This is a genomic window from Pseudomonas azotoformans (genome assembly GCF_001579805.1).
Classification (GTDB): domain Bacteria; phylum Pseudomonadota; class Gammaproteobacteria; order Pseudomonadales; family Pseudomonadaceae; genus Aquipseudomonas; species Aquipseudomonas azotoformans_A.
Genome location: NZ_CP014546.1, coordinates 2,400,379 through 2,422,767, shown reverse-complemented (window position 1 = coordinate 2,422,767; position 22,389 = coordinate 2,400,379). Strand labels below are relative to the sequence as shown.

The following is a 22,389-nucleotide window of genomic DNA, read 5'->3' as shown; positions in this document are numbered from 1 at the left end:
GCGCGCTATTCTACAATCTTAAAAACCCCTGTCAACCCTTTAAATTGCTTTTAAGACAATGATTTGCGCTTGTTTCTGATTTCTTCTTGGGGAGAAGAAACCCGTGGGCTGACGTTGCTGCGGGGCGCACTTTACAAGCCTTTGCCTTACAGTTCAACGCCCTATCGAAAAAAAAAGGCCCCGCAATGCGGGGCCTTCTCTTATTACCCAACAGACTGGGATCAGTGGAAGACGATTTCGTCGTTTTCCACCGTCGCCTCGACGCTGGTGCCAGGCATGAAGCTGCCGGACAGGATCAGCTGGGCCAGCGGGTTCTCGATCCAGCGCTGAATCGCACGCTTCAAAGGCCGTGCGCCATACACCGGGTCGTAACCGACCGCGATCAGCTTGTCCAACGCCTCGCTGCTCAATACCAGGTCCAGCTCGCGCTCTGCCAGGCGACTACGCAGGCGGCCCAACTGGATCTCAGTGATGCCCGCGATCTGATCCCGTGCCAGAGGCTCGAAAATCACCACTTCGTCGACCCGGTTGATGAACTCCGGACGGAAGTGGCTGGTCAGCGCATCCATCACGGCAGCGCGCTGGCCTTCACGATCACCCACCAACTCCTGGATCTGTGCCGAGCCCAGGTTGGACGTCATCACGATCACCGTGTTGCGGAAGTCCACGGTACGCCCGTGGCTGTCCGTCAGACGGCCATCTTCCAGCACTTGCAGCAGAATGTTGAACACATCCGGATGCGCCTTCTCGACCTCATCCAGCAGGATCACCGAGTAAGGCTTACGCCGCACGGCTTCGGTCAGGTAACCGCCCTCTTCGTAGCCCACATAGCCTGGTGGTGCGCCGATCAAGCGAGCCACCGAGTGTTTCTCCATGAATTCGGACATATCGATCCGCACCATGGCCTCTTCAGTATCAAAGAGGAACTCGGCCAAGGCCTTGCACAGCTCGGTCTTACCCACGCCGGTCGGGCCGAGGAACATGAACGAGCCGCTCGGACGGTTCGGGTCGGACAAGCCGGCCCGCGAACGCCGTACCGCGTTGGATACCGCCACCACGGCCTCCTCCTGGCCGATCACGCGCTGGTGCAACAGGCTTTCCATCTTCAGCAGCTTGTCACGCTCGCCTTCGAGCATTTTCGACACGGGAATGCCGGTCCACTTCGAGACGACTTCGGCGATTTCTTCCTCGGTCACCTTGCTGCGCAGCAACTGGTTCTCAGGCTTGCCGTGCTGGTCGACCATCTGCAGGCTGCGCTCCAGGTCCGGGATCACCCCGTACTGCAACTCGGCCATGCGGTTCAGGTCACCTTTACGGCGCGCGGCTTCCAGCTCCTGGCGGGACTGCTCGATCTTTTGCTGAATCTGCGCAGAACCTTGCACTTCGGCTTTTTCCGAAGTCCAGATTTCTTCCAGGTCCGAATACTCGCGTTCCAGACGGACGATTTCTTCCTGAAGTTTTTCCAGGCGTTTCTTCGCCGCGTCGTCTTCTTCTTTCTTCAGGGCCTGGGACTCAACCTTCAGTTGAATCAGGCGACGATCCAGGCGGTCGAGCACTTCCGGCTTGGAGTCGATCTCCATGCGGATGCGGCTGGCCGCTTCGTCGATCAAATCGATGGCCTTGTCGGGCAACTGACGGTCAGTGATATAGCGATGGCTCAATTTGGCCGCCGCAATGATCGCGCCGTCGGTGATCGCCACCTTATGGTGGACCTCATAACGCTCTTTCAGGCCACGCAGGATCGCGATGGTGTCTTCTTCGCTCGGTTCTTCCACCAGTACTTTCTGGAAGCGACGCTCAAGGGCCGCGTCCTTTTCAATGTACTGGCGATATTCGTTGAGCGTCGTGGCACCGACACAATGCAACTCGCCCCGCGCCAAGGCTGGCTTGAGCATGTTGCCCGCATCCATCGAGCCTTCGCCTTTACCGGCGCCGACCATGGTGTGCAGTTCGTCGATAAACAGAATGATCTGTCCTTCCTGCTTCGACAGTTCATTGAGCAGGGATTTCAGGCGCTCTTCGAACTCGCCACGGAACTTGGCACCGGCAATCAGCGACCCCATGTCCAGGGACAGCAAGCGCTTGCCTTTGAGGCCGTCCGGCACTTCACCATTGATGATGCGCTGGGCCAGGCCCTCGGCAATCGCGGTTTTACCCACGCCAGGCTCACCGATCAGCACCGGGTTGTTCTTGGTGCGACGTTGCAGGACCTGGATGGTGCGACGGATTTCATCGTCACGGCCGATCACCGGGTCAAGCTTGCCTTCTTCGGCACGCTTGGTCAGGTCGACGGTGTATTTATCCAGGGCTTGGCGCGACTCCTCATGGTTGGGGTCGTTCACCGCGTCGCCGCCGCGCAGGTTGTTGATGGCGTTTTCCAGGGCTTTCTTGCTCACGCCCTGGCCCAGCAACAATTTGCCGAGCTTGCTGTTCTCGTCCATGGCGGCGAGCAGCACCAGTTCGCTGGAAATGAACTGGTCACCCTTCTGCTGGGCCAGACGGTCTGCCTGGTTAAGCAGGCGCGCCAGGTCCTGGGACATATTCACGTCGCCAGTCGGATTTTGGATTTTCGGCAGTTGGTCGAGCTCTTTGCTCAACTCCTTGCGTAGGCTGTTGACGTCGAAGCCCACCTGCATCAGCAAGGGCTTGATAGAACCACCTTGCTGCTCCAGGAGCGCCTGCATCAAGTGTGCAGGCTCAATGGCTGGGTGGTCGAGGCCCACCGCCAGGGATTGAGAGTCAGATAACGCCAACTGCAATTTGCTGGTTAAACGATCTATACGCATTAGTCACCTTCCTTTTGAGCAGGCCGGAGCTATAAAACATTCCTGAATGAAGAAACCTGCCAGATACCCTTATAGATGGGGTGGATTCTGGGAGTTTCAAGCTTCGGACAGTTGACGCAGATCAGAGGAGTCTAGCGTTCCAGCCAGATAAGGGAGGCAAACCGACCGGTGCGTGGGCTACGGCGATAAGAAAAGAAGTGCGGGTCGGTCACGGTGCAGAATCCGCCACCATAAACAGCAGTGACACCCCGTGCAGCCAGACGCAAACGGGCCAGCTGATAGATGTCGGCCATGAACTTGCCGGGATTGCGGCTGGGCACAAAGGCTTCAGCGCTGATCGGCTGTTGCTGCATGAAGGCTTCACGCACTTCCGGGCCGACTTCAAAGGCTTGCGGACCAATCGCCGGGCCGAGCCAGACCAGCACTTCGTCGGGTTCGACATCCAGGCTTTCGAATGCCGCTTCCAACACGCCCGCCGCCAGGCCTCGCCAACCAGCATGGGCTGCGGCGACGCGAGTGCCAGCACGGTTGCAGAACAGTGCGGGCAGGCAGTCGGCAGTCATTGAGGTGCAAGCGATGCCAGGGGTGCTGGTCCAACTGCCATCAGCTTCAGCGGTGCGGCCTGGGTCAGCTTCGACCACAGTCACACCATGAACCTGACGCAGCCAGGCCGGCTGGATATCAAAGGCATCACTTAAACGACGGCGATTCTCAAGGACAGCCTCCAGGCTGTCCTCGACGTGATCGCCCAGATTGAGGCTGTCGAACGGCGCCAGGCTGACGCCGCCCGCACGGGTGGTGACGCAGGCTTTCACCTGAGCCGGCGCAGGCCAGTCAGGAATCAGCCAGTCACTCATCCGATAAACGCCTCGCGATCCTGCTTGAGCAGCGACAACAACCAGACCAGATCGTCCGGCAGAGGCGATTCCCAGCTCATCCGCTTACCACTCGTCGGATGGTCCAGTTCCAGGAAGCGCGCATGCAGTGCCTGGCGTGGGAAGGTTTTCAACGATTCAACCATGGTCTGGCTGGCCGCAGGCGGAATACGGAAACGACCACCGTAGGCCGGATCGCCGACCAACGGGAAGTTGATGTGCGCCATGTGCACGCGAATCTGGTGCGTACGACCGGTTTCCAGCTTGACCCGCACGTGGGTGTGGGAACGGAAACGCTCCAGCACACGGTAGTGGCTGACGGCCTGCTTGCCGCCTTCCATCACCGCCATACGTTGGCGCTGCTGGCCGTGGCGACCGATGGGAGCGTTGATCTTGCCACCCGCCACCACCACGCCGATCACGATGCACTCGTAGATCCGGCTGACGCTGCGGCTTTGCAATTGTGTGACCAACTGCGTCTGCGCCTGAATGGTCTTGGCCACCACCATCAAGCCGGTGGTGTCCTTGTCCAGACGGTGCACGATGCCGCAGCGCGGGACATTGATGATGTCCGGCACGTGGTGCAGCAGGGCATTGAGCAAGGTGCCATCAGCGTGCCCGGCTGCCGGGTGAACCACCAGGCCTGCGGGTTTGTTGATGACCAGGATGTCGTCGTCTTCATAGACGATATCCAGCTCGATGTCCTGGGCGACCCATTCTCCCTGGGCTTCCTGCTCGGCAGTCAGCTCAAGAATCGCACCGCCATGGACTATGTCTCGCGGGCGGATAACCGCTCCATCCACAGTCAGGCGGCCGTCTTTGATCCAGGCGGAAAGGCGCGAGCGCGAGTGCTCAGCGAATAATTGTGCGGCGACTTGATCGAGGCGTTGGCCGCCCAATTCGGACGGCACCTCTGCGCGAAGTTCAATTTTATCGGACATGCTCAGACTAGGCGTGGCACAGCCTTTGGTTTCGGCTGCGCGCTTGTGGTTAAATACGGCGTCTTTTGCCCCGAGGCTTTCAACGGGGCGCTCATCATAACAGGACGGCCCCGCCCAAGACAGCGGCCGTCATAGGGACGCAAGCCGCCATGCAAGTGAAACACCTGCTGCTGATCGCCATCCTCGCCATGACTGCTGCTTGCTCGTCAACAAAGGAAGTCGTCGACGAAAACCTGAGCGAAGTCGAGTTGTACCAACTGGCTCAGAAAGACTTGGACAATAATAGCTTCACCAGCGCCACAGCGAAGCTGAAGGCACTGGAGTCGCGCTATCCGTTCGGGCGCTACGCCGACCAGGCCCAGCTCGAGCTGATCTACGCCAACTACAAGAACGCCGAGCCGGAAGCTGCCAAGTCCGCCGCCGAGCGTTTCATCCGCCTGCATCCGCAGCACCCGAACGTCGACTACGCCTACTACATGAAGGGCCTGACCTCGTTCGACCAGGACGTCGGCCTGCTGGCGCGCTTCCTGCCGCTGGACATGACCAAGCGTGACCCGGGCGCTGCCCGCGACTCCTACAACGAGTTCGCCCAGCTGACCAGCCGCTACCCCAACAGCCGCTACGCGCCGGACGCCAAGCAGCGCATGATCTACCTGCGCAACCTGCTGGCTTCCTACGAGATCCACGTGGCCCACTACTACCTGACCCGTCAGGCCTACGTAGCCGCCGCCAACCGTGGTCGTTATGTCGTAGAGAACTTCCAGGAAACCCCTTCGGTGGGTGACGGCCTGGCCGTGATGACCGAGGCTTACCAGCGTCTGCACCTGGACGAGCTGGCCAGCACCAGCCTGGAAACCCTGAAGCTCAACTACCCGGATCACCCAAGCCTGAAAGACGGCCAGTTCGTGCCTCAGGTTGCTGAAGCCGACAACCGTTCGTGGCTGAGCAAGTACACCCTGGGCCTGATCGAGTCCCGTCCACCGCTGCCGCCTGGCGAAACTCGTGCCAACCAGGACGTGATCAAGCAGTACCAGGACGCCAAGGACGCCATTCCTTCGGAGCTCAAGCCGCATGACGAGAACGGCGACGTGATCAAAGAAGAAGAGCCTGAGGCCCTGGGCAACAACCAGGATCGTTCGTGGTTCAGCTACATGACCTTCGGTGTGTTTGACTGATAGCACCCAGCGTCATCAAGAAGGAGCCTTTCGAGGCTCCTTTTTTGTGGGTGATATTTATTGCGCTGTGCGCCTGGCACGTCCTTGGCTAAACTGGCGCATTCCTTGTCGAGAAACTGCCCATCATGCTCCGTCTATTGTTCTGGATTGCCGTCATTGCCGCCGCAGTATGGTTCTGGCGCAAATTCAAAAGCCCGGCCGCCAAGCAGCATCGCGCCAGCGAGCCTGACGCAGCCTTGATGGTGCGCTGCGCCCACTGCGGCGTGCACCTGCCACAGGATCGCGCCTTGAGCTCGCGCCAGGAGTGGTATTGCACCCAGGCGCATCTGGAACAAGGACCGAAGTCTATCCAGCGTTGATCCGACCTTCGGGCGCATAAGGCGCGGGGTCGATGATCGGCGTACGCGCCAGCAGCAGGTCGGTAAACAACTGGCAGGACGCCGGCGCCAGCACCAGGCCCATTGCGGTAATGCCCGCAGTTGAGCCACAAGCCGCTGAAGCCCGGCACTGGGCCGATGTAAGGAATGCCTTCCGGCGAACCGGGGCGCAATCCGGCCCAGTGCCCAACCACCTCGGCGCCCGCCAGGGCGGGAATCAACTCCACCGCGGATGCCTTGAGGCTTTGCAGCGCTGTTTCGGTGGGGGTCTTGTCGAAACCTTCATGCTCCAGGGTACTGCCGATCAAGATGTGCCCGTCACGCCGCGGGATCGCATAACGCCCCTTGGCCAGGACCATGCTCGACAGGAAATCCGAAGCGCATTTGTACAGGATCATCTGGCCCTTGACCGGCTCGACCGGCAGCGACAGGCCCAACGTACCCAGCAATTCACCGCTCCAGGCGCCAGCCGCCAATACGACCTGATCGCCGAAGATCGGCCCATTGGCGGTGTTCACCCCCACGACATTGCCCGCATCCAGAACAAACCCTGTCACTTCAGATTGCTCGTGAACGGTCACGCCGGGCAACGCCAGCAGCGCCGCCTTGAGGGATTTGACCAGGCGCGGATTGCGCACATTGGCGACGTCAGCCATGTAGATCGCGCTGGAGTACCCGCCGCCCAGCACTGGGACGGCATCATGGGCAGCCGAGACATCCACTTTGCTCAAGGGGCGTCCTTCTCGCGCAGCCCAGGCCAGGGCTTCGGCTTCGTCGTCCAGGTCCAGCCAGTAAAGGCCGGTGGTATGCACCTCTGGATCAACCCCCGTCTGGGCGAACAGGCGCTGCGCCAGCTGTGGATAAAAGTCCTGGGACCAATGCGCGAGTGCAGTGACAGCCGGGCTGTAGCGCCACGGATACAGCGGCGAGACAATACCGCCGCCCGCCCAGGAGGACTCCTGTCCCAACCCCGCGCGCTCCAGCAGCACCACGGCTTGCCCTTGGGTCGCCAGGTTGAATGCCGTCAACAAGCCGATGACCCCGCCACCGACAATCACTACCTGCTGTTGCTCTGCCATCATTTGATCCAGCCGATAAATAGGAACACGCGCACCTGGCGCCCAGTCGTCCAGCACCCTCATCATTGCCCCCAGCACAGCTTGCGCGACATGTCCGGGGCGGCGCCCGGATTGGTCCGCGCACCGGCGCTGGTCAGGCTGAAGTCGCCGCAAAGGTCGCCGGTCATCACCGAGCCGACGCCAGGCGTAGCCACCAACTGGAAATCCTGAGGGTTCAATGCAGCGGTGATTCTATAGCGATCATTGCCCTCGCTGACGCCGCTTGCATCAATAAAAGTGCCGCTCCTCGTATAAAACCGCTCCAGGTGCTGAGCCTGGTCGGTCAACAACGCGACGATTTCCGCGCGATAGACCTTTTTCATATGGCTGGTGTAGCCGGGGTAAGCAATCCCGGCCAGCACCGCAATGATCACGACGGCGATCAGTAACTCGATCAGGGTAAAGCCCTGGCTGTCCATGCCCATTTCAACGCTCCTTATTGAAGTTGCCGCCAGGCCACCCGCTGAAAACGCGAGCCGCCCTCCTCTTCTACCCGCGCATAGACGCTCTCCAGCACCGTGCGCAATTGGCCGCTTAATCCGACGGCCGTCACTCGATATACGTCGGCCACGGTTTGTGGTGGTACATGCGCCAGCCCCACCGCAGGTCCCAGGGATTGAATGCCGTATAGACCGCCGTCCAGTGCAGTCCAAGTGATACCCGAGACAGGGTCCAGCCCAGCCCCAACTACCGAATAGGCGGCGGCCGGCGGTGCACAGGTGACAATCGACCGGCACGGCAGCAGTGTCGCAAATGACCGCTGCACGCTCGACTCTCCGCGTCGCAAGCCGCTCTCGGCGCTTTGCAGTGACTGATTGCGGTGCCAGAGGCTAGCGGTGACCTTTTGCTGGGTGACCGCGCCTTGCATGGATGACAGACCGATCAGCGACAAAAGCAGCAACAACACCAGGCTGATCAGCAGCACCATGCCGGCCTGCCGCAGGCGAATAGGTTCTTTAAGCTTCATGGCGGCGCTACCCCAGACGGTTTCGCAGCGCCGCCACGACGCTGTAGGTTTGATCTTTCACGCGTCCGGCGGGATCTTGCAGCGTCATCAGGATGCGCACGCTGCGTATCAAGCCCAGGTCCGCCGGGCTCGCGTCGTAACGCGCCACCTCCGTCGACGAGGGTTTGGCAGCCACGCCATAGCTGATATCGAAAGCCTGCACGTTATCCACCAGCACGGCCTTGGCGGGGGCCGCAGGCGTGCTGACTTTCAATTGACCGGCTTCGAAGGTGTAGGTGATCTGGCGCAGCGCAAAGCGAAGTTGTCCGGGGGCAGGCGCAGGAGAACTACCTGCGTAGGCCTGGGCGGTGCCCGTGCAGTCGGACAATACGGTCCAGTCAGCCTTGCCATTCTCGTTACCAACATCTGCCGTGACTAGCGTCAGCGACTTGGCCCCCGCCTCGATCTTCCAACTGACAGGCTGATCGAAGGCCGGCGGGGCATTGTCGATAAACGCCGTGGCCAAACAGCCAAACATCCCTGCCTGGCGAATATCCTGGGTCATCTTGCCCAGCACGAAGCGTGCGTCATCCTGCAGCAACATCGCAGCCTGCTGGCTGGCGTGGGTGGCTCTGGAACCGATCAGCACCTGAGTCCCCCCCAACACCAATACCAAGCCCGTGGCCAACGCCAGCAGCAATTCCACCAGGCTGAATCCCCCAACACGACGCCTCATTGCGCCCCCCTCGATTCATCGCTGACGCGACTGGTCAGGGTGAATGTTTCCCGAGCTCCCGGCCTGTTCGTGCCCCGGCTATCGTCCCAACTGATGCTGACCGTCACCTCACCCGCACTGACCGACACCGAGCCTTTGGCGCTCGCCCCGGCAAAGCCGAGGATATTGGCCTCGAAATCATGCAGGTCCAGATCGCGCACGCTGGCAGACGCACTGCTGGCCGGCGCACGTTCGGCCCGGCCCCAGGAGTAGTCGACAGCGGAATTGGCGCGGATTCGGTCAAGCATGTCGTAGGCAATGAAACTGGCCTGGCTGGTCATTCGGGAACTGTCTGTGTACTTGAGCGCATTGAGCTGGATCACTGCCGCGCCCAGCAGGCCGATGGCGAGAACCAGCACGGCAACCAGCACCTCGATCAGCGTCATGCCGATTTGGCGTCGAGAAAAATCCTGGGGAAAACCGCTGTTGGGGCAGGCAAGCATTACCGTCGTCATCCGTGTCGAGGTCCGAAAAAAGCAGGAAAAATCTGCTGTGCGGCCCAAGACTAGCGCCGGTTTTTCGCTCGCGCTGCTCCCGGAACAAAGGGAAATACTTTGGACATGAAGGCCATCATTCAGCGTAACGCACGGGGCGCTATACCTAGGACTGCACCTGAATCCAAGGAGGGACGATACATGCGCCAACAAGGTTTCACCCTGATCGAACTGCTGCTCGGACTGATCGTGAGCGGCATCCTGGCCAGCCTGGCAACCCCGAATTTCAAGGGATTGATGGAATCACAGCAGAGACACAGCGCCGCACAGTCCTTGACCGCAGGCCTGCGCTACGCGCGCTCTGAAGCCATCGCCCGTAACCAGCCGGTGGTCATTCATGCACGGGAAGAAGACTGGAGCCAGGGCTGGCGGGTCACTGTGGATGTGAGCGGACGCGGCCACCTGGATGACGACAACCCCGTGCTGCGGGAGCATCAGGATAACGGTCGTGGGCCAATAGTCGGCAATGGGCCGGTCAAGAGCCAGGTGCGCTTCAGCGGATTGGGCGAACCGGTGTTTTCAGGGGGAGGTTTTCGCGCGGGCACTGTGCATGTATGCGAGATGGATCAAGCGCAGAGCCTGTATCAGGTCGTACTGGCGCCCAGCGGGCGCATCAGCCTGCGCAGCGAGCGTGCCGAGCAGGCGTTGTGCCGGAGTGACTCCGGCACACAGGCACTCAGAGCAGCGAGCGAACCCGCAGTTCCTTGGGCATAGAGAAGGTGATGTTCTCTTCGCGCCCAGCCAGTTCGTCGGCACCGGTGGCACCCCAGGCATGCAGTTGCTGGATAACGCCGCGCACCAGCACTTCCGGGGCCGAAGCGCCCGCCGTGATACCGATACGCTCGACGCCATCGAACCAGCTACGCTGCATGTCTTCGGCGCCGTCGATCAGGTACGCCGGAGTTGCCATACGTTCCGCCAACTCACGCAAGCGGTTGGAGTTGGAGCTGTTGGGGCTGCCAACGACCAAAACCACATCGCATTCATCGGCCAATTGCTTGACCGCGTCCTGTCGGTTTTGAGTGGCGTAGCAGATGTCATCCTTACGTGGCCCGCCAATGGCCGGGAAGCGGCTGCGCAGCGCGTCGATCACGCGGCTGGTGTCGTCCATCGACAGGGTGGTCTGGGTCACGAATGCCAGGCGCTCGGGGTTGTGTACCTGCAGGTTGGCGACGTCTTTTTCGTCCTCCACCAGGTAAATCGCCCCGCCATTGCTGGCGTCGTACTGGCCCATGGTGCCTTCGACTTCCGGGTGGCCGGCATGACCGATCAGGATGCACTCTCGACCGTCGCGGCTGTAGCGCGCGACTTCGATATGCACCTTGGTCACCAGCGGGCAGGTGGCATCAAAAACTTTGAGGCCTCGGCCTGCCGCTTCGGTACGCACAGCCTGGGAAACACCGTGGGCGCTGAAGATGACAATGACGTCGTCCGGCACCTGGTCCAGCTCTTCGACAAAGATGGCGCCACGCGCGCGCAGGTCTTCGACCACGAATTTGTTGTGGACGACTTCATGACGCACGTAAATCGGCGGCCCGAAGACTTCCAGGGCGCGGTTGACGATTTCGATCGCCCGGTCCACGCCGGCGCAGAAGCCACGGGGGTTGGCGAGTTTGATTTGCATGCTGTGCCTCGTGTCTTGCCCTGTAGGAGCGAGCCTCTTGTGGCGAGGGAGCTTGCTCCCGCTGGGCTGCGCAGCAGCCCCAAAACAGTCCAGACATATCTCTATGATCAGTTTGGGAGCGCTACGCACTCCAGCGGGAGCAAGCTCCCTCGCCACAACAAGCCCCGTCCCACAATAGGCCGGAATCTTCTGTTAGATCGCTTTAACGTCGATGATTTCAACATCAAAGGTCAAGGTTTTACCGGCCAACGGGTGGTTGAAGTCGATGGTCACTTGCGCGTCATCGAAGGTTTTCACCACGCCAGGCAGTTCGGTATTCGCCGCATCATTGAAGATCACCAACAGGCCTTCCGACAGGTCCATGTCCTGGAACTGCGAACGCGGGATGATCTGCACGTTTTGCGGGTTGGGCTGGCCAAAGGCGTTTTCCGGCAGGATCTGCAGGGTGCGCTTGTCGCCGGCCTTGAAGCCGAACAGGGCCGCTTCGAAACCCGGCAGCAGGTTGCCATCGCCAACCTTGAAGGTGGCCGGGGCTTTGTCGAACGTGCTGTCGACCGTATCGCCATTCTCCAGGCGCAGTGCGAAATGCAAGGTGACTTCCGTGTTCTGGCCGATGCGTTGCTCAGCCAATACCTGATCAGTCATTAACGGTCTCTCCGGTTTTCTTACTTTTGAACATGTCCAACGCCAGCATGATTGCACCAACGGTGATGGCGCTGTCGGCAAAGTTGAACGCCGGGAAGTACCAGCGGTTCTGCCAATGCACCAGGATAAAGTCGATCACATGGCCAAGGGCGATGCGGTCGTACAGGTTGCCCAGCGCGCCGCCCAACACCAGGGCCAAGGCGACCGCCAGCCAGGTGTCATCGCGACCAAGACGCTTGAGCCACACCACCAGCACCGCACTGACCACCACGGCGATCAGGGCAAATAGCCAGCGCTGCCAGCCACCGCCATCAGCCAAAAAGCTGAAAGCGGCGCCGGTGTTGTAGGCCAGGGTCCAGCTGAAGTAATCCGGGATCACCACGATCTGCTGGAACATCTGCAGGGAGCCTTCGAAATGAGCCTTGCTGACCTGGTCGATGACCAGGACCAGCAGACTCAGTACGAGCCAGCCCAGACGTCCGAAACGGCTGGCATCAGGCATAGTGGCGAACCTCACCAGCACCCGAGATGTTGTCGACGCAGCGACCACAGATTTCCGGATGCTCAGGGTTCACGCCGACGTCTTCACGGCAGTGCCAGCAACGGGCGCACTTAGGGAAGGCCGACTTGACCACTTTGAGCTTGAGGCCCGGCACTTCGGTGGCGACCGCGTCCGCCGGGGCCTGGGCGAATGGCGCCAGGCTCGCGGTGGAGGTGATCAGCACGAAGCGCAGCTCGTTGCTCAGCTTGGCCAGGTCGGCGGTCAAGCCGTCTTCGGCGAACAGGGTGACTTCGGCTTGCAGGTTGCCACCGACGGCCTTGGCCGCACGTTGCACTTCCAGCTCCTTGTTCACCGCAACCTTCACGGCCATCACGCCTTCCCAGTACTCGCGACCCAGTTCGAAGTCGGCCGGCAATTCGGTCAGGCCTTCGTACCAGGTGTTGAGCATCACGGACTCGTTACGCTCGCCCGGCAGGTATTCCCACAGTTCGTCGGCGGTGAAGGCCAGGATCGGTGCGATCCAGCGCACCAGCGCTTCGGAGATGTGATACAGCGCGGTCTGCGCCGAGCGGCGAGCCTTGCTGTTGGCGCCGGTGGTGTACTGGCGGTCCTTGATGATGTCGAGGTAAAAACCACCCAGCTCCTGCACGCAGAAGTTGTGAATCTTCGAGTACACGTTCCAGAAGCGGTATTCGCCGTAGTTTTCCTGCAACTCGCGTTGCAGCAACAAGGTACGGTCCACGGCCCAACGGTCGAGGGCAAGCATGTCCTCGGCCGGCAGGATGTCGGTGGCCGGGTTGAAACCGGTCAGGTTCGACAGCAGGAAGCGTGCGGTATTACGGATGCGGCGGTAGGCATCGGCGCTGCGGGCCAGGATCTGGTCCGATACGGCGATTTCGCCCGAATAGTCGGTCGACGCAACCCACAGGCGCATGATGTCGGCGCCCAGGGTGTCGTTGATCTTTTTCGGCTCGATCACGTTCTTCAGCGACTTGGACATCTTGCGGCCCGTCTCGTCGACGGTGAAGCCGTGGGTCAGCAGTTCGCGGTACGGCGCGTGGTTGTCGATGGCGCAACCGGTCAGCAACGACGAGTGGAACCAGCCACGGTGTTGGTCGGAGCCTTCCAGGTACAGGTCGGCACGCGGGCCGGTCTCGTGACCCATCGGGTGCGAGCCGCGCAGCACGTGCCAGTGGGTAGTACCCGAATCGAACCACACGTCGAGGGTGTCGCTGATCTTGTCGTACTGCGGCGCTTCGTCGCCCAACAGTTCGGCGGCGTCCAGCTTGAACCAGGCCTCGATGCCTTCCTGTTCAACGCGCTGGGCCACTTGTTCCATCAGTTCGACGGTACGTGGGTGCAGCTCGCCGCTTTCCTTGTTCAGGAAGAACGGGATCGGCACGCCCCAGTTACGCTGACGGGAGATGCACCAGTCCGGACGGTTGGCGATCATCGAGTGCAGGCGCGCCTGGCCCCAGGCCGGGACGAACTTAGTGTCCTCGATGGCTTTGAGCGAGCGCACACGCAGGGTGTCGCCGCTGGTGGGCTCTTTGTCCATACCGATGAACCACTGCGCGGTGGCGCGGTAGATCAGCGGGGTCTTGTGGCGCCAGCAGTGCATGTAGCTGTGCTGGATGGTGGCGGTTTGCATCAGCGCACCGACCTCACGCAGCTTTTCGATGATCGGCTGATCGGCCTTGAAGATGAACTGACCGCCGAAGAACTCCAGCGACGGTACATACACGCCGTTGCTTTGCACCGGGTTGATGATGTCGTCGTTGACCAGGCCGTACTTCTTACAGATCACAAAGTCGTCTACGCCATAGGCAGGCGAGCAGTGAACGATACCGGTGCCCGAACCCAGCTCAACGTAGTCAGCCAGGTACACCGGCGACAGGCGGTCATAGAACGGGTGGCGGAAGTTGATCAGCTCCAGCGCGCTGCCGGTGGTGGTCGCGATGACCGAACCTTGCAGCTCGTAGCGGGCCAGGCAGGCCTCGACCATTTCCTCGGCCAGCACCAGCAGGCGATCACCGACGTCCACCAGGGCATAGGTGAACTCCGGGTGCACGTTCAGCGCCTGGTTGGCCGGGATGGTCCACGGGGTGGTGGTCCAAATCACGATGGCGGCCGGCTTGGCCAGGGAAGAGAGGCCAAAGGCCTCGGCCAGCTTGGCGTCGTCGGCGATCGGGAAGGCCACGTCGATGGTCGAGGACTTCTTGTCTTCGTACTCGACTTCCGCTTCAGCCAGGGCCGAACCGCAGTCGAAGCACCAGTTCACAGGCTTGAGGCCCTTGAACACGAAACCGCCCTTGACGATCTCGGCCAAGGCACGGATTTCCCCGGCCTCGTTCTTGAAGTTCATGGTCTTGTAGGGGTTGTCCCACTCGCCCAGCACACCCAGGCGGATGAATTCGGACTTCTGCCCTTCGATTTGTTCGGTGGCGTAGGCACGGCACAGTTCGCGGGTTTTATCCGCGCCCAGGTTCTTGCCGTAGGTCACTTCGACTTTGTGTTCGATCGGCAGGCCGTGGCAGTCCCAACCCGGCACGTACGGCGCGTCGAAGCCCGACAGGGTTTTCGAGCGCAGGATCATGTCCTTGAGAATCTTGTTCAGCGCATGACCGATGTGAATCGTGCCGTTGGCATAAGGAGGGCCGTCGTGCAGGACGAATTTCGGACGATCCTTGCCAATTTCGCGCAACTTTCCGTACAGGCCAATACTGTCCCAGCGCTGCAGGATCTGCGGTTCGCGCTGTGGCAGGCCGGCCTTCATTGGGAAGGCGGTGTCCGGAAGGTTTAGCGTGGCTTTATAGTCGGTCATTTAAGGCTCTTCGGTTAGCGATGGGCGCTAGGTGCGGCTAGTGCACGGGCGGCGGCGACATCCGCATTGATCGCCGTTTTCAACGCCTCAAGGGAGGCGAAACGCTGCTCTTCACGCAGCTTCTGGTGGAAAACCACCGTCAAACGCCGGTCATACAGATCACCGGCAAAATCCAGCAGGTGTACTTCCAGGTGGGCCTTGCCATCACCTGCAACCGTGGGCCTGACGCCTATGTTGGCGACTCCGGGCCACGATTGGCCGTCGATGTCGACGCTCACCAGGTAGACCCCGGTCAGCGGCACACGACGGCGCTTGAGTTGCACGTTGGCGGTTGGCGTGCCCAATTGGCGCGCCAGCTTCTGGCCGTGCAGGACCCGCCCGGCAATGCGGAACGGGCGACCGAGCAAACGCTCGGCCAAGGCGAAGTCGGCAGCAGCCAGGGCGTTACGCACCTGGGTACTGCTCACGCGCAGGCCGTCCAGTTCGACGGTTTGCGCGGCTTCGACGGTAAAACCCTGGTTGACGCCCGCGTGTTGCAGGAAATCGAAATCCCCGACACGGTCGCAACCGAAGCGGAAATCGTCACCGACCTCCAAATGCTGCACGCCCAGGCCATCGACCAGGATACGGTCGACGAACTCGGCAGCGCTCAGGCTTTGCAAACGCTGGTTGAAGGCCAGGCAGAGGACACGGTCCACGCCCTCTTCAGCCAGCAATTGCAGCTTGTCCCGCAGGCGGGCCAGGCGGGCTGGCGCGGTTTCGGGGGTGAAGTATTCCCGCGGCTGTGGCTCGAAAATCACCACGCAGCTGGGCACGCCCAACTCGACCGCGCGTTCGCGCAGCCGAGCCAGGATAGCCTGGTGGCCACGGTGAACACCGTCAAAGTTGCCAATAGTGGCGACGCAGCCCCGATGCTCGGGGCGCAGGTTGTGGAGACCTCGAACCAGCTGCATAACGCGCTTCTTGCTCATAAAGTGGTCGATTATAACCACACCCGGCCCCGGACGACAGGCAACAGCACAGGCCAAATGGATCGAATCGATAAAACAACGGTTTTATCGCGGCAAACTCTCTAACCCAGGGACTTGCGATTGAAATCCCGCAGGCGGAAGCCCTGCAGCAGCAACATCCCGAAGTACACCACCACGCCCGCGACGACCAACACGCCAAGACGCATGAAGCGCTCCAGCATTTGGCCTTCATCCCACGCCGGCATGAAGTGCATCAGGCCCAGCAGCACGGCCGACATCATGGCCACCGCCACCAGCAACTTGAGGGCAAACAGGCCCCAGCCTGGCTGCGGCTGGAACATCTGCTGCTTACGCAATTGGTAAAACAACAGCCCGGCGTTGATGCACGCACCCGCACTGATCGCCAGGGCCAGGCCGGCGTGGGCCAGCGGGCCGATAAACACCAGGTTGAGCAGTTGCGTGACGATCAGCGTGAATATCGCGATTTTCACCGGCGTACGGATGTTCTGCTGGGCATAGAAGCCGGGAGCCAGCACTTTGATCACGATAATGCCAAGCAGGCCGACGGAATAGGCGACCAGCGCGTGCTGGGTCATCAAGGCGTCATGGGCATCGAACTGGCCGTATTGAAACAGCGACACGGTCAACGGCTCGGCCAGGATCCCCAGCGCCAGGGCACATGGCAGCACCAATACAAAGCACAGGCGCAGGCCCCAGTCGAGAATGCGTGAATACTCCTGGCGATCCTTGCTGGCATAGGTGCGCGCCAGGGTCGGCAGCAGAATCGTGCCCAACGCCACGCCCAGCACGCCGGACGGCAACTCCATCAGACGGTCGGCGTAGTACATCCACGACACCGAGCCGGACACCAGCAGCGAGGCGAACGCCGTATTGATGATCAGGGAAATCTGGCTGACCGACACACCGAGGATCGCCGGCAGCATATTGCGCATCACGCGCCATACGCCGGTGTCCTTGAGGTTCAGGCGCGGCAGCACAAGCATGCCGATCTTTTTCAAGTGCGGCAGTTGGTAGAGCAATTGCGCCAGGCCGCCGGCCAGTACGGCCCAGCCCAGGGCCATCACCGGTGGATCGAAGTAAGGCGTGAGGAACAGCGCGAAGATGATCATGCTGACGTTCAGCAGGGTCGGCACGAAGGCCGGCACTGAGAAACGGTTCCAAGTGTTGAGGATCGCACCAGCCAAGGAAGACAGGGAGATCAGCAATATATAAGGAAAGGTCACCCGCAGCAGGTCGGTGGTCAGCGCAAATTTTTCCGGGGTATTGGCAAAACCAGGCGCCGTGGCCCAGATCACCCAGGGCGCGGCGAGCATGCCGAGGACGGTTACCAGCATCAAAACAAGGGTCAACAGGCCTGAGACGTAGGCAATAAAGGTGCGGGTGGCTTCTTCGCCCTGCTGGGTCTTGTATTCGGCCAGGATCGGCACGAAGGCCTGGGAAAACGCGCCTTCGGCAAAGATCCGCCGCAGCAGGTTGGGCAGTTTGAAGGCAATAAAGAACGCATCCGTGGCCATGCTGGCGCCAAAAATGCGCGCCAGCAGGGTGTCACGCACAAACCCCAAAACCCGGGAGATCATCGTGATAGAGCTGACGGCAGCCAACGATTTGAGCAGATTCATTGAAAGAGTTTGCGCCTTTAGATAAAGAGCAGGCGAACAAAGCGCCTGTTTATGCGATACTGCGCGCCTGCAACAGCACAGAGCCAAAGCTCGCGAGTTTACAGGTCAAGCGCCGGAAATAAATCACCCGCCTCTTCAGATCGACCACTCAGCAGTTCGCATCAGCCGCCCTTGACAACCCATCAAGTCATCGGCATGATTCGCGGCCTATTTTGTTTGCTATTTCCTAAAAAGTCTTTCGAGGAGCTCGACGGTGGCCAACACACCTTCCGCCAAAAAACGTGCAAAACAGGCTGAGAAGCGTCGCAGCCACAACGCCAGCCTGCGTTCCATGGTTCGTACCTACATCAAGAATGTAGTTAAAGCCATCGACACCAAAGACGCTGAAAAAGCTCAAGCAGCTTACGTTCTGGCTGTGCCAGTTATCGACCGCATGGCCGATAAAGGCATCATCCACAAGAACAAGGCCGCTCGTCATAAGAGCCGTCTGAATGGCCACATCAAGGCTCTGAGCGTCGCTGCTGCAGCCTAAGTGGTAACAACTGCCGCGTAACCCAGGTTACGCAACAGTTAAGAAATGCCCCGGACCGAAAGGTGTGGGGCATTTTTGTTTGTGCCTGTGGCGAGGGAGCTTGCTCCCGCTGGACTGCGTAGCAGTCCTAGTCTTTTCAAAGAGCGGGGGCCGCTTCGCGCCCCAGCGGGAGCAAGCTCCCTCGCCACAAAAGAGCCGCGCCTGAGTCACTTTTTGGGCACAAAAAAAACGCCCCGAACCAGTCGGGGCGTTTTTGCTAGCAACTGATTACTACATCAATCAGTGCTGGTGACCGCCTTCACCGTGGACGTGGCCGTGGGCCACCTCTTCCTGGGAAGCGTCGCGGATAGCAACGATCTTCACTTGGAAGTTCAGGCGCTGGCCAGCCAGAGGGTGGTTGCCGTCGACGGTCACGTCGTCGCCGTCCAGATCACGGATGGTCACGATCTGCATTTGGCCGTCTGGCGCGGAAGCGTGGAACTGCATGCCCACTTCCAGTTCGTCAACGCCTTCGAACATGCTGCGGCTCAGGGTGCTGACCAGTTCGGCCGAGTACTCGCCGTAGGCATCTTCAGGTTCTACGGCAACGGTCAGCTCATCACCGACGTTCTTGCCTTCCAGAGCCTTTTCCAGGCCTGGGATGATGTTACCTGCGCCTTGCAGGTAGACCAGCGGCGCGCCGCCGGCGGAGCTGTCGATGACCTCACCAGCGTCGTTGGTCAGGGTATAGTCGATGGAGACAGCCTTGTTAGCGGCGATCGTCATGGGGCGAGACCTTTTGCATAAGAATGAAGAACGGACAAGTCTAAACAAGGATTTGCCCGAAAGCGAACAGAACCCGGACAGACGGGACCGATCAACGGCATCCTTCATCATCGGGTTCCATCAGGATGACGACCAGCACTGGGTTGCGGAGCTGTCCTGTGGCCACACCCAGCACCTGCGCCACCAGCCACCCTGGCAGTCCCGCGCCTGGGTACTCGACCCCGCGCAACGCCTTGAAAAAATAGGCCAGCCCTTTGCCTGCGGCTGGTGTGCGCAAGCACACGAATAACGATAACCTTGGCGCCTGATTCCCGGTAGACGTTCAACCATAGAGCCTCACCGAAGCCATGCACCTTCAGAGAATTCGCATGCAGACTTTTTTTATCGCGCCCACCGATTTTGGTGTGGGTCTGACCTCCATCAGCCTGGGGCTGGTGCGTACCCTTGAGCGGGCCGGGCTGAAAGTCGGGTTCTTCAAGCCGATTGCCCAACCACACCCCGGCGATACCGGCCCCGAGCGTTCCACCGAACTGGTGGCGCGCACCCATGGCCTCAAGCCGCCACAGCCCCTGGGCCTGGCCCACGTGGAGCGCATGCTCGGCGACGGCCAGCTCGACGAACTGCTCGAAGAAATCATCACGCTGTACCAACAAGCCGCCGTGGGCAAGGACGTACTGATCGTCGAAGGCATGGTGCCGACCCGCAGCGCCAGCTATGCGGCGCGGGTCAACCTGCACCTGGCCAAGAGCCTGGATGCGGAAGTGATCCTGGTCTCGGCCCCGGAAAACGAAGTGCTCACCGAACTCTCCGGGCGCGTGGAATTGCAGGCCCAACTGTTCGGCGGGCCGAAAGACCCGAAAGTGCTCGGCGTGATCCTCAACAAGGTGCGCACCGACGAAAGCATGGAAGCCTTCGCGGCGCGCCTCAAAGAGCATTCGCCCCTGTTGCGCAGCGGTGATTTCCGCCTGCTCGGCTGCATTCCCTATCAACCGGAACTCAACGCCCCGCGCACACGTGACGTGGCCGACCTGATGGGCGCGCAGATCCTCAACGCCGGCGACTACGAAACCCGGCGCATGACCAAAATCATCATCTGCGCCCGCACCATGCGTAACACCGTGGAGCTGCTCAAGCCCGGCGTATTGGTGGTGACCCCCGGCGACCGCGACGACATCATCCTCGCCGTCAGCCTCGCCGCGATCAACGGCGTGCCCCTGGCCGGCCTGCTGCTGACCAGCGACACCCTGCCCGACCCGCGCATCATGGAGTTATGCCGTGGCGCGTTCCAGGCCGGGCTGCCGGTGTTGTCGGTGAGCACCGGTTCCTACGACACGGCGAACCAGCTCAACAGCCTCAACAAGGAAATCCCGATTGATGATCGCGAACGTGCGGAGATCATCACCGACTTCGTCGCCAGCCATCTGGATGCGCGCTGGTTGCATCAGCGTTGCGGCACGCCACGGGAGATGCGCCTGTCGCCGGCGGTGTTCCGCTATCAGTTGATCCAGCGCGCCCAGGCCGCCAACAAACGCATTGTATTGCCCGAAGGCAGCGAACCACTGACCGTGCAAGCCGCCGCGATCTGCCAGGCGCGGGGCATTGCGCGCTGCGTGTTGCTGGCCAAGCCGGCGGACGTGGAAGCGGTCGCCCGCGCCCAGGGCATCGAATTGCCCGAAGGCCTGGAGATTCTCGACCCGGACCTGATCCGCCAGCGCTACGTCGAGCCGATGGTCGCGCTGCGCAAGAGCAAGAGCCTCAACGCGCCGATGGCCGAGCAGCAGCTGGAAGACACCGTGGTGATCGCCACCATGATGCTCGCGCTGGACGAAGTGGACGGCCTGGTGTCCGGCGTCATCCACTCCACCGCCAATACCATCCGCCCTGCCCTGCAGCTGATTAAAACGGCGCCGGGCTGCACGCTGGTGTCGTCGGTGTTCTTCATGCTGTTCCCCGAGCAGGTGCTGGTGTACGGCGACTGCGTGATGAACCCGCACCCAAGCGCCGCCGAATTGGCGGAGATCGCGTTGCAAAGTGCCGACTCGGCGGCGGCATTCGGCATCACGCCGCGCGTGGCGATGATCAGCTATTCCAGCGGCGACTCGGCCAGCGGCGAGGAAGTGGAAAAAGTCCGCGAAGCCACCCTGCTCGCCCACGAACAGCAAAGCTCGTTGTTGATCGACGGGCCGCTGCAATACGACGCCGCCGCCAACGAAAACGTTGCCCGGCAACTGGCGCCCAACAGCCAGGTCGCCGGCAAGGCCACCGTATTTGTGTTCCCCGACCTCAACACCGGCAACACCACCCACAAGGCCGTGCAGCGCAGCGCCGATTGCGTGAGCCTGGGGCCGATGCTTCAAGGCCTGCGCAAACCGGTCAACGACCTGCCGCGCGGCGCCCAGGTAGACGACATCGTGTACACCATCGCGCTCACTGCGATCCAAGCCGCCAACCGACCTATGGATATCTAAATGCTGGATTTTCTACCTGCCGCCGTGCGCGGGGTGATTGCGTCGCTGTTGTTGGCGCTGAACACGATCCTGTTGTGTTCGTTCCTGTTTATCGTGGCGCTGTTCAAGGCGTTGCCGTTTGCCAAGCGCTTCAGCGAATGGCTGATGAACCACACCCATGAAGCCTGGGTGACCAACAACAAGGGCTGGATGAACCTGGTGCGGCGCACGCGCTGGCACCTCACCGGCCTGGAGGGGCTGGACTATCAGCACTCGTACCTGGTGACCAGCAACCACCAGAGCTGGGTCGACATCATGGTGCTGCAATACGTGCTGAACCGGCGGGTTCGTCCGCTGAAGTTCTTCCTGAAACAGGAGCTGATATGGGTGCCGGTGATTGGCCTGGCATGGTGGGCTCTGGGCTTTCCGTTCATGAAGCGCTACACCAAGGCCTACCTGGAAAAACACCCGGAAAAGAAAGGCAAGGACCTGGAAACCACCCGCAAGACCTGTGCGAAGTTTCGCGACAACCCGGTGGGCATTTTCAACTTTGCCGAAGGCACGCGGTTTACCCCGGGCAAGCATGCACAGCAAAAGTCGCCGTTCCGTTATCTGCTCAAGCCTAAAGCCGGTGGCATTGCGTTTGTGCTGGATGCGATGGGTGAGCAGTTGAAGTCATTGGTCAATGTGACCATTCACTACCCCGCCGGTCGCCCTGGGTATTGGGATTTGCTGTGCGGGAATGTGCAGGACGTTGTGGTGCAGTTTGAAGAAGTGCAGATCCCGGCCGCGTTCATTGGCAAGAATTATGAGCAGGATGGGGAGTACCGGACGGCGTTCCAGGGTTGGATCAACCGGTTGTGGGAAGACAAGGACGCATTACTGGAAAAGCTGCATACCCAGTACCCTCGATAATTCATGAAAAAGCCCGCCATCGATCACTCGATGGCGG

21 protein-coding genes and 1 pseudogene are annotated in these 22,389 nt (G+C 60.7%); 7 read left to right on the top strand and 15 right to left on the bottom strand.

The genetic code is table 11. The features are described 5' to 3' along the window. Positions 1–221 precede the first annotated feature (221 nt). The 3 genes from clpB to rluD all read right to left on the bottom strand — a co-directional run bounded on the left by clpB (position 222) and on the right by rluD (position 4,602). Positions 222–2,786, bottom strand: coding sequence for an ATP-dependent chaperone ClpB (gene clpB / locus AYR47_RS11195; protein ID WP_033897004.1), 2,565 nt, complete (start codon positions 2,784–2,786; stop codon positions 222–224). Between the two features lie 131 nt (positions 2,787–2,917). Continuing rightward, positions 2,918–3,643, bottom strand: coding sequence for a peptidoglycan editing factor PgeF (gene pgeF, locus AYR47_RS11190; RefSeq protein WP_033897002.1), 726 nt, complete (start codon positions 3,641–3,643; stop codon positions 2,918–2,920). Beyond that, positions 3,640–4,602 (bottom strand): 23S rRNA pseudouridine(1911/1915/1917) synthase RluD, encoded by a 963-nt coding sequence (gene rluD, locus AYR47_RS11185; RefSeq protein WP_016976299.1) that lies wholly within the window; start codon positions 4,600–4,602, stop codon positions 3,640–3,642. The genes pgeF and rluD overlap by 4 nt, the downstream gene beginning before the upstream one ends. Positions 4,603–4,751: 149 nt before the next feature. On the opposite strand from rluD, the gene AYR47_RS11180 reads away from it, so the two are divergent. Then, the gene (locus AYR47_RS11180; RefSeq protein WP_061435280.1) at positions 4,752–5,777 is read left to right on the top strand and encodes an outer membrane protein assembly factor BamD; all 1,026 of its coding nucleotides are present in this window, start codon (positions 4,752–4,754) and stop codon (positions 5,775–5,777) included. A 125-nt stretch (positions 5,778–5,902) separates the two neighbouring features. Next, the gene (locus AYR47_RS11175) at positions 5,903–6,136 is read left to right on the top strand and encodes a PP0621 family protein (RefSeq protein ID WP_033896999.1); all 234 of its coding nucleotides are present in this window, start codon (positions 5,903–5,905) and stop codon (positions 6,134–6,136) included. On the opposite strand, the pseudogene thiO reads toward AYR47_RS11175, so the two are convergent. From thiO to pilV, 5 genes and pseudogenes are all read right to left on the bottom strand, one after another. After that, positions 6,123–7,233: pseudogene (gene thiO, locus AYR47_RS11170) on the bottom strand (glycine oxidase ThiO). The gene AYR47_RS11175 and the pseudogene thiO overlap by 14 nt on opposite strands. 62 nt (positions 7,234–7,295) lie before the next feature. Continuing rightward, the gene (locus AYR47_RS11165) at positions 7,296–7,697 is read right to left on the bottom strand and encodes a type IV pilin protein (RefSeq protein ID WP_061435278.1); all 402 of its coding nucleotides are present in this window, start codon (positions 7,695–7,697) and stop codon (positions 7,296–7,298) included. Positions 7,698–7,708: 11 nt separating this feature from the next. Then, a complete protein-coding gene (locus AYR47_RS11160) occupies positions 7,709–8,239 on the bottom strand; it encodes a pilus assembly PilX family protein (RefSeq protein WP_061435276.1) in 531 nt (176 codons plus the stop codon). A gap of 7 nt (positions 8,240–8,246) precedes the next feature. Further along, on the bottom strand, positions 8,247–8,954 hold the full coding sequence (locus AYR47_RS11155) for a PilW family protein (protein WP_061435274.1): 708 nt from the start codon (positions 8,952–8,954) through the stop codon (positions 8,247–8,249). Next, positions 8,951–9,436: a type IV pilus modification protein PilV gene (gene pilV, locus AYR47_RS11150; RefSeq protein ID WP_061435272.1), complete on the bottom strand. Its 486-nt coding sequence runs from the start codon at positions 9,434–9,436 to the stop codon at positions 8,951–8,953. Before pilV ends, AYR47_RS11155 begins: the two co-directional genes overlap by 4 nt. Before the next feature lie 192 nt (positions 9,437–9,628). On the opposite strand from pilV, the gene AYR47_RS11145 reads away from it, so the two are divergent. Then, entirely contained in the window at positions 9,629–10,201 is a 573-nt protein-coding gene (locus AYR47_RS11145) for a GspH/FimT family pseudopilin (RefSeq protein ID WP_061435270.1), read from the top strand. Here the strand turns inward: AYR47_RS11145 and ispH are convergent. The 6 genes from ispH to murJ all read right to left on the bottom strand — a co-directional run bounded on the left by ispH (position 10,164) and on the right by murJ (position 17,693). After that, positions 10,164–11,111, bottom strand: coding sequence for a 4-hydroxy-3-methylbut-2-enyl diphosphate reductase (ispH, locus tag AYR47_RS11140; RefSeq protein WP_025856583.1), 948 nt, complete (start codon positions 11,109–11,111; stop codon positions 10,164–10,166). The genes AYR47_RS11145 and ispH overlap by 38 nt on opposite strands. A gap of 192 nt (positions 11,112–11,303) precedes the next feature. After that, a complete protein-coding gene (fkpB, locus tag AYR47_RS11135) occupies positions 11,304–11,741 on the bottom strand; it encodes an FKBP-type peptidyl-prolyl cis-trans isomerase (RefSeq protein ID WP_173390393.1) in 438 nt (145 codons plus the stop codon). Between the two features lie 7 nt (positions 11,742–11,748). Continuing rightward, on the bottom strand, positions 11,749–12,258 hold the full coding sequence (lspA, locus tag AYR47_RS11130) for a signal peptidase II (RefSeq protein ID WP_016976310.1): 510 nt from the start codon (positions 12,256–12,258) through the stop codon (positions 11,749–11,751). After that, positions 12,251–15,082 (bottom strand): isoleucine--tRNA ligase, encoded by a 2,832-nt coding sequence (gene ileS, locus AYR47_RS11125; RefSeq protein ID WP_033896990.1) that lies wholly within the window; start codon positions 15,080–15,082, stop codon positions 12,251–12,253. The genes lspA and ileS overlap by 8 nt, the downstream gene beginning before the upstream one ends. A gap of 14 nt (positions 15,083–15,096) precedes the next feature. After that, entirely contained in the window at positions 15,097–16,035 is a 939-nt protein-coding gene (gene ribF, locus AYR47_RS11120; RefSeq protein WP_010213269.1) for a bifunctional riboflavin kinase/FAD synthetase, read from the bottom strand. Positions 16,036–16,154: 119 nt separating this feature from the next. Beyond that, positions 16,155–17,693 carry a murein biosynthesis integral membrane protein MurJ gene (murJ, locus tag AYR47_RS11115; protein ID WP_033896988.1) on the bottom strand — a complete coding sequence of 513 codons (1,539 nt, stop codon included), beginning with the start codon at positions 17,691–17,693 and terminating at the stop codon, positions 16,155–16,157. A gap of 253 nt (positions 17,694–17,946) precedes the next feature. Here murJ and rpsT point away from each other — a divergent pair, with 253 nt between their 5' ends. Next, positions 17,947–18,225 carry a 30S ribosomal protein S20 gene (rpsT, locus tag AYR47_RS11110; RefSeq protein WP_016976313.1) on the top strand — a complete coding sequence of 93 codons (279 nt, stop codon included), beginning with the start codon at positions 17,947–17,949 and terminating at the stop codon, positions 18,223–18,225. Between the two features lie 279 nt (positions 18,226–18,504). On the opposite strand, the gene AYR47_RS11105 is transcribed toward rpsT, so the two are convergent. After that, positions 18,505–18,990 (bottom strand): FKBP-type peptidyl-prolyl cis-trans isomerase, encoded by a 486-nt coding sequence (locus AYR47_RS11105; protein ID WP_016976314.1) that lies wholly within the window; start codon positions 18,988–18,990, stop codon positions 18,505–18,507. Here AYR47_RS11105 and AYR47_RS11100 point away from each other — a divergent pair. The 3 genes from AYR47_RS11100 to AYR47_RS11090 all read left to right on the top strand — a co-directional run bounded on the left by AYR47_RS11100 (position 18,989) and on the right by AYR47_RS11090 (position 22,352). Continuing rightward, positions 18,989–19,279 carry a DUF3565 domain-containing protein gene (locus AYR47_RS11100; protein ID WP_033896987.1) on the top strand — a complete coding sequence of 97 codons (291 nt, stop codon included), beginning with the start codon at positions 18,989–18,991 and terminating at the stop codon, positions 19,277–19,279. The two genes, AYR47_RS11105 and AYR47_RS11100, sit on opposite strands and share 2 nt — an antisense overlap. A 79-nt stretch (positions 19,280–19,358) precedes the next feature. Next, positions 19,359–21,458: a phosphate acetyltransferase gene (gene pta, locus AYR47_RS11095; RefSeq protein WP_033896986.1), complete on the top strand. Its 2,100-nt coding sequence runs from the start codon at positions 19,359–19,361 to the stop codon at positions 21,456–21,458. Next, positions 21,459–22,352: an acyltransferase gene (locus AYR47_RS11090; RefSeq protein ID WP_061435268.1), complete on the top strand. Its 894-nt coding sequence runs from the start codon at positions 21,459–21,461 to the stop codon at positions 22,350–22,352. The last annotated feature ends 37 nt before the right edge of the window (positions 22,353–22,389 follow it).